General features: G+C 60.7%; 4 protein-coding genes and 2 pseudogenes. 4 read left to right on the top strand and 2 right to left on the bottom strand.

What is annotated here, in order from left to right; genetic code table 11:
- Positions 1–231: 231 nt before the first annotated feature.
- Positions 232–1,911: a phage integrase family protein gene (locus G3O00_RS38405; protein WP_206146127.1), complete on the bottom strand. Its 1,680-nt coding sequence runs from the start codon at positions 1,909–1,911 to the stop codon at positions 232–234.
- 606 nt (positions 1,912–2,517) lie between these two features.
- On the opposite strand from G3O00_RS38405, the gene G3O00_RS38400 reads away from it, so the two are divergent.
- Positions 2,518–3,153 (top strand): phosphotransferase, encoded by a 636-nt coding sequence (locus G3O00_RS38400; RefSeq protein ID WP_206146126.1) that lies wholly within the window; start codon positions 2,518–2,520, stop codon positions 3,151–3,153.
- Positions 3,154–3,308: 155 nt separating this feature from the next.
- Here the strand turns inward: G3O00_RS38400 and G3O00_RS38395 are convergent, their stop codons facing one another.
- The gene (locus G3O00_RS38395; RefSeq protein WP_346779017.1) at positions 3,309–3,629 is read right to left on the bottom strand and encodes a transposase; all 321 of its coding nucleotides are present in this window, start codon (positions 3,627–3,629) and stop codon (positions 3,309–3,311) included.
- 376 nt (positions 3,630–4,005) lie between these two features.
- On the opposite strand from G3O00_RS38395, the pseudogene G3O00_RS38390 reads away from it, so the two are divergent.
- From G3O00_RS38390 to G3O00_RS38380, 3 genes and pseudogenes are all read left to right on the top strand, one after another.
- A pseudogene (locus G3O00_RS38390) lies at positions 4,006–4,215 on the top strand (transposase); the annotation flags it as partial.
- A 784-nt stretch (positions 4,216–4,999) separates the two neighbouring features.
- Positions 5,000–5,839 carry a hypothetical protein gene (locus G3O00_RS38385; RefSeq protein ID WP_206146125.1) on the top strand — a complete coding sequence of 280 codons (840 nt, stop codon included), beginning with the start codon at positions 5,000–5,002 and terminating at the stop codon, positions 5,837–5,839.
- A gap of 97 nt (positions 5,840–5,936) precedes the next feature.
- A pseudogene (locus G3O00_RS38380) lies at positions 5,937–6,847 on the top strand (IS256 family transposase); the annotation flags it as partial.

The raw sequence follows: 6,847 nt of genomic DNA, 5'->3' as shown, positions 1-6,847 counted from the left end.
GCCCGGTGCGGCTCTCATCATGGGACGAGGAACCTGTTTCCATCGCGATCCCGGATAGATTTGCGCACGCCCAATTTACGTCGACACCCACTCGCTTGCAAAAGTCAGGCTGACCATAGATTTTGTGTGCGAGGCGGTTGAAGGGGGACGAACAAGGTAAGCGTGAATTCCTATCATAAGCGGAGGAGTTATGAAAATCGGTACGCTCATGCGGAAGTCCGTATAAATGGCCTACTGCTTGAAATCCCGCGTGGCAAACGCCTGATCGAACTGTCGGGCGCGCTGCACTTCGTCGCTGTGCAGATAGGTCGACGTCGTCGAGATCGACGAGTGGCGCAGATTGTCGCGCACCATGATCAGCTCAGCGCCTCGCGCCAGTGCGTGTGACGCGTGCGTGTGCCGCATCCAATGTGGGCTCGCGCGGCGCAGCTTCCCGGCCGTCCCGGGGCGCTCGTCCTGGATCGCATTGGCGACCAGCACGAAGAATCGCCTCAGCACGCGCCAAAGCCGGGTGCTTTCGATGCCTGCGCCGTCCTCCTCGAGGCTCGCGAAGAGCACCGTCATCGGGTTCCAGCGCGCGGGCGTAACCGGTAGGCCCCGCTGCACGAGATACTGATCGAGTGCCGTTCGCGCAAGCGGCGGCAACGCCACCTTGCCGCGCTTGCCACCCTTGCCGAGCACATGCAGCCAGTGATCGCCGTGTTCGTCCCGGCGGATGTCGGCGAGCGTCGCGCCAACCAGCTCGCTGGCGCGCAGGCCCGTCGCATAGCCGAAGTCCAGCAGAAACCGCAGGCGCTGGGCGGCCGGCTCGCTCCAGCCGTAGGACCACTCGAGGCCGTCGGCTACGGTGCGGATCAGCAGCCACTCGCCCTCGGAGAAGCCGCGCGACACGTCCAGTCCCGCGCGCGGCGCGTGGCTTTTGACCTTGACGCCGGCGAACGGATTCGCGAGCACGTAGCGCTGCTCGACCAGCCAGCGGAACAGCGCCGACAGGACATTCAGTGCGTACGCCGCTGATCGCGGCGAGAGCACGCCGATGAACGGTCGCCATTCGACACTGTGCCGCGGCCTCGACGGCCCGACCCAACGCTCGCGCGGCGTGGGCCGGCGCAGGAATGCGCGGTACGCGATCGCGTCGTCGGTGGTGAGCGACGACAGCGCGCGGCCGCGCTCGATGATCGCCCACAGGATCAGGCGCTCCGCTTCCTTGCGGTAGGCGCGCTGCGTGGTGGACGCTTCGTGAAGCGACAGCCAGGATTGGATCGCCTCGTAGTCGTTGGACGCATTCAGCAGGCAGGCGGCCTGCGGTGCACGGCACTGCCCGTGGGAGCCGTCGACTTCGTGCGGCACGCGCAACTGCTCCCACGGCGCGATATCCCCGGCCGACGCCGCGACGATCAACGCCCGCGCCCGTTCGGTCAGCGCCGGATGGGCGGCAAAAAATGCCTCCACGTGGCGTGCGCCGGCGACGCCGAGCCCGGCGATCGCTGTCCACCAGCGGCGCCGACGCGGAATCCGCACGGTCAGATCGGCTAGCGTCCGGATGCCATGCGCCCGCAGGGCGGCCACCACGCGAGGCGGTAGCCACGGATCGATGTCGTCGGCAATGTGCGGCACCGGGGCTGGCAGGCTGCGCAACGTTTCGATCGCGCGCGCAACAGTGTCGGTCGAGGTGCGGTCCTTTTCCCCGAATACCTCCGCCAGATCGTCCCGATGGCGGCTTGCCGCGTATGCGGTCAGCGCACGCCGGATGCGGCCGAGCACGCCGCGTGCGGAGGCTCCGGGTGCCTTGCGATCACCCAGATAACGCGCGACGGCCGCGCGCGCGTCGAGCCCGGCGTACCAGGTGCGCAGCGCCGCCAGTTCGGCATCGTCGGGAAAGACAAGGGGTTCGGTCTCACGCGTTTTCATGCTTGCCAGTTTAGAACAAGATCGACGGCGGACTGATAAGGTTATTTATCTGTCCGTCATGGCTTGGCGTGTTCACGCTTCTCTTGCGACTCGTCGGTCGCACCTACTGGGTTCGGATTTTCGTTCCGAACTACGTGTGTGGCGATAGCTGCCTTGCCATTCGTAAGCGATGATCCTAAAAAATGAGCATCTCGCTACCTTTCCCATAGGATCATATCTTTCATGGATTTTCGTCCAAGACTCAATCTGGGTGGCTCGGATCGAGTGGAACAACCAGCAAGCGGACCCTCGGGGCAGAATGGTGCGACGCTGACCGAATCAGCGCCCGTCGGGCGGCGAGACTGCGTGTCTGGCTGGATTCGTGAGACACCGTCACTGTACGCGGGACTTCGTGCGCGACGTCCAACGGCCGCAGGCGGCACATTGCCTCCTCGGCGCGAGGTGTTTCGGCAGAATTTGTCGCTGGCTAAGTTGACGTGGCACGGCGGGCAGGCCTATGAGATAGAAGGACTTCCGCACGGTCCTGCCTACAAAACGAAGGACCTTGCTGGGCAACGTCCCGAGCGCCTGATTGGTACGTCCACTCTTACGTCCTTGACGAGAGTCATGTCGCGCCGGAACGGCGATTCGCCTTTTTACAAAAAGATCACTCGGCGGGATGACCCGAGCCTGCCATTGTCGGACGACGATATTGTCAATATCCGCCGAACGACGAACGCCATCGCTGCACTCGCGAGCCTGCAGCCCGAACTCGGGCGACACCTGAAAGTCGAGCTAGTGACCGGGTACGACGCCGATTATCTCAATTTTGTGACACCGATTGTGCGAGGTCAGACGCTGCAGAGCCTCATGGACTCCCCCGATCTGTCAGCGCAGAGCCGCGAGGAACTGGCCGAGCGCGTCGAGCGCTTGGCACCCGTGCTGCAGCAACTTGCAGCGCATGGCTTCGTGCACGGGGATATCAACGCGGGCAACATCATATATGAGTCCGAGACCGGGCACATGGTGTTGATTGACTTCGAAAAGGCCAAGGAGTTCGAGCCCGATGAGGCGGAGAGGCTGGGGCGCCACCTCGGCGTCGACATTGAAAATCTGACACACTTGGCGGAGTCTGTGCGCAGACCGCCATCGCACCAGCCGGTCACGCTGCAATTCGTCGAGCAGATCAGTTCATCGCATTTCGATCCCACCGCGATTGAGGGCTACAGCGACGTGGAGAGCAGCGACGACGAAGACTTCTGAGCAAACCAGGCGGACAGCAGGCCGGGAAGTGCACTTGCGGCTCATGCCGGTGTCGCGGTCAAGCCTTGTGACGTCTCGCGCGCCACGTCGTCGAGCACCGCCACATCAGGGCCGGGGCACCTTCCGCGAGCGATTGAAAGGCTGACTGGCGCCGTTTAATCCTCGCCAAACCCGTCGTCAGGGTGCAGCGCTTCGAGCGGCTCGAGGATCGTCCTCACCCGTGTGAACTCCATGACAAATTCGTCGATCTGGTCGAGCGCGTCCAGCACCCGTTCGGGCAGTGTGCCTTCGCCTCGCGCCGGTACCGACGGTGCGCCGTTCAACACCGAATGCGCCATGCTGTGGATCTCCAGCAGATCGTCGCGTAGCCCCTCGGGATCATGAAGTTGGGTGCGGATGCGATCGACGATATCGACGGCGGCCAGCAGGCGCGTTGACGATGGCGGCAGTGTTGCCGGTTGCTTCGAGCACCACATGATCGGTGGCGCGCAGCTTTTCGGCAAAACGCTCCAGTTCGTCGCGTCGCAACCCGGTGCGGCCACCTGCATGCAGCGTGCCATCCTCCAGGTACGCGATCTCGGCCACTGAGCGCGAGACATCAAACCCCACGATTCGCATAACCGTCTCCCGTATCAGATCACTGCTGGGAGCCGGTGGGACAGCACGACAACTACGGATTCGCGCTCACAGCGCAACCGGGCGGGTCGCAGGGGCGGCCAACTACAAACACGAGCTCGCGGCTCATCGTGTAACAACGGCCTGCCCACCCGAAGTGCTCCCCAGTGCCCCTGTCCCGGATGGTCCCACCATACCGGCGCGGGAACGCGAGGCACCGGCTATATCATGCCGGTTACGAACGCCATAGAAAGTCTGAACATGCAGTTGCGCAAGATCATCAAGACGCGCGGCCACTTCCCGAATGACGAGGCGGCCATCAAGCTGCTCTGGCTGGCACTGCGCAACATCACTGCCGATTGGGGGCGCGCGGCTCATGATTGGAAGACGGCGATGAACCAGTTCGCTATCCTCTACGAGAATCGATTCGTTCGACCATCCGTGTGAACCTCAACCCGCCTTGAACACGGAAATTCTGACACCCCCCGCGTACCAGGCGCACTGCGCGCTCTCGGACTTCCGGGGAAAACTTGCTTGCCTTCTTGTTCATGACTCGATTCTCTCAAGAATACGAGCCTCCACAAAATCCGGGGCGGTTCACAAGCTTGCCTCGTTTCTATCCGCTTTTGCGCCGTTGCGACACCCCGTCTTGCGGGCTTGCTAGGGCCGCGAGACACGCCCGGAGCAGCGAGACAACCAAGTCGTCATCCCGTTGACAGGCGATGTCACGCGATGACGCCATTTAACATTACAAGTCTGCCCATAACGCTGGACGCTAGACATAGCGGCACCGCAGATCCCCCTGCGTGCGTCAGATTTACCCGCGTGTTGCTGCCGCAGCTGAAAAATCACTAACCTGATGCATTGCTGGCGAGCACAGCCCCACCGAATCCTCTCACTCTAACGCGATGGCCAAACCCGCCTTCACATCCATGATGACCGACATGCTCCGCGTGACTGATTCATCACGACGCCGGGCAGCCGCGGACGTCAACTCGCAATTGCTTCTCCTGCATTGGCAGGTCGGGTCGCATTCAAGGCGATGTGCAGGTCGGTGAGCGCGCAAGCGTGCGACAATATATCGCGCCCGCACTCGATCTGTGATTGAGAAGCGAGTCCCTGGCGAGACTGCTTCGGATATCGAGTCGATCTTTTCGTGATCTACAAACTGAAATTTCTAACTTTGTATAAGATAATAATAATTTTGTAAAATATTAATTGGCGAATTAAGATGCGGATCGATTTTTTCGGGAAAAGTCGAGATGTAAATAAATCGACTAACGACGAGTCTGATAACCCGTGGCCCACGGGCATAAAGGCAGCTCAGGCGCAGGGGAGGCTACGCCGCCTTCCAGAAATTTTCAGCGGGATTACTAAACGTATTCCAAGCAATCCAGCATCAGTGCCATCTGAAAACGGTGCTCCGGCTTCACGCGCACGAGCGATTCTCCCAACAGTACTTACACCGCACCCGGAGGACTTGAGCGACATCGGGCGCGCTCTCTATCCCAAGCATACCGTTTCGCTCGATGAAGTAACGTCCGCCATGGCAGTGACTTCTGATGTGTCGCCTGTTGGCGAAGCGGTGAGCGTCAATCCGGAGTCGACAGAGATTCCAGCCACCAAATATGAGGCTACGCATGAGCGTTATGGAAACCTTACGATTCAGCAAGCGAAAAAGTCGCGTCAGTCGAAATTAATTTCTTACAACTTAGTGCTTCGGTTTCGCGGCGATATTTACGAATATAGGAAAGACATGATTGTAGACAGTGCCGATACTGAATATGGCGGGCGCTCGACTCTTGGGTATTCAGATATCTACCTTCCAGAAAAAATGCAAAACAAGGGTGTGGGATATATGTTGCATTACGCCCTTGCGGAGGCCGGCTTAGCTGCCGGGACGGACCTGATCGTCGTGTCATCCGTAGTGTCGGACGCAATGAGAAGGCTGTGTGAGCAAGTCGGTATGAAAGAAGACGGCGTTGGTTGGGGATCATATTCTGGCCGTCCCGCTGAAGTGGCTCAGCTTGCAGCTAAACGCGCAAGGGCAAAGGGGTGGGAATTGCCTTAAATGGCCTAAATATAATTCCGGCACGGCATTTTCATGAGCCCATCGGGCCTGTCAGGAATTTTGTGTTTAAGGCAGAACATGTTCCCAAGGAGAATTTATGCCTCGCAAACCGAAAGCCCAGCCGGCGGCTCTGCCAGCGATTCCGGCCGAGTTGCTTGAGCAGTTCGGCAACGGCCCGATGACGGCTTAAGCCATCAATGCCGCGACGCTGGCCCTCAAGCAGGCGCTGATCGAACGGGCACGGGGCGGCGAGATGAACCATCATCTCGGCTACCCTCCCGGTGCTGTCAAGCCGTCCAACGCCACGAATGAGCGCAACGGCAAAGGGGCCAAGACGGTTCTGACCGAAGACGGTCCGATCCGTATCGAGGTGCCGCGTGACCGCGACGGCAGCTTCGAACCCATCCTGATTCCCAAGCGCGAACGGCGCTTCACGGGCTTCGACGACAAGATCGTCGCCATGAATGCCCGAGGCATGACCGTACGCGAGATTCAGGGATTTCTGGCCGAGCACTACGGCACCGAGGTCTCGCCCGACTTCATCAGCTCGGTCACCGACGAGGTGATGGCCGAAGCGCTGAGCTGGCAGAGCCGCCCGCTCGAGACGATGTATCCGGTGGTGTTCTTCGATGCGCTGCGGGTCAAGATCCGCGACGACGGCGTGGTCGGCAACAAGGCCGTCTATCTGGCCTTGGGCATTCAGGCCGACGGCAAGCGCGACGTGCTGGGCCTCTGGATCGAGCAGACCGAGGGCGCCAAGTTCTGGCTCAAGGTGTTCAACGAACTGAAGACGCGCGGCTGCCAGGACATCCTGATCGCCGTGGTCGACGGCTTGAAAGGACTGACCGAGGCCATCAGCACAGCCTATCCACAGACCACCGTTCAGACCTGCATCGTACATCTGATCCGCAACAGTCTGGAGTACGCCAGCTACAAGGATCGCAAGGCCCTGGCCGCCGCGCTACGCCCGATCTACGCGGCCGCCAGCGAAGAGGCGGCGAGGCAGGC

Source organism: Burkholderia sp. Ac-20384, from assembly GCF_017104605.1.
Taxonomy (GTDB): domain Bacteria; phylum Pseudomonadota; class Gammaproteobacteria; order Burkholderiales; family Burkholderiaceae; genus Burkholderia; species Burkholderia lata.
The sequence above is the reverse complement of the archived record's forward strand: the minus strand, read 5'-3'. Positions and strand labels throughout refer to the sequence as shown.

What these genes read in the sequence shown, in the direction of transcription:
- G3O00_RS38405 (WP_206146127.1), bottom strand. Translation starts at nt 1,911, where the DNA reads ATGAAAACGCGTGAGACCGAACCCCTTGTCTTTCCCGACGATGCCGAA.
- G3O00_RS38400 (WP_206146126.1), top strand. Translation starts at nt 2,518, where the DNA reads ATGTCGCGCCGGAACGGCGATTCGCCTTTTTACAAAAAGATCACTCGG.
- G3O00_RS38395 (WP_346779017.1), bottom strand. Translation starts at nt 3,629, where the DNA reads ATGTGGTGCTCGAAGCAACCGGCAACACTGCCGCCATCGTCAACGCGC.
- G3O00_RS38385 (WP_206146125.1), top strand. Translation starts at nt 5,000, where the DNA reads ATGCGGATCGATTTTTTCGGGAAAAGTCGAGATGTAAATAAATCGACT.